This window comes from Brevibacterium rongguiense (assembly GCF_009857845.1).
In the GTDB taxonomy this organism is placed as follows: domain Bacteria; phylum Actinomycetota; class Actinomycetes; order Actinomycetales; family Brevibacteriaceae; genus Brevibacterium; species Brevibacterium rongguiense.
Genome location: NZ_WWEQ01000156.1, coordinates 1 through 255 on the forward strand (window position 1 = coordinate 1; position 255 = coordinate 255).

Here is a 255-nt window from a genome sequence, read left to right on the forward strand (position 1 = left end):
GTCCAGCGGCCTGTTCACCGCGATGGACCGACGCCGCGACACCATCGACCGGGCCGTGAAGGTGATGTTCGCCAAGAAGCGTGGTCTACACGGTTCGCCTCGGCTGCACGCCGACCTGCGCGACGACGGGTGGGAGGTCAGCGAGAAGACGGTCGCGGACTCCATGCGCCGCCAGGGGCTGGTCGCGCGCCGGATCAAGCGCCGGAACGGGCTCACACGGCAGGACAAGACAGCTTCGAAGTTCCCCGACCTGCT

General features: G+C 68.2%; 1 protein-coding gene. It reads left to right on the plus strand.

Features of this window, described 5'->3' with window-relative positions:
• Positions 1 to 255: IS3 family transposase (locus tag GSY69_RS13955; protein ID WP_160954414.1), on the plus strand; the 255-nt coding region annotated here is incomplete at both ends.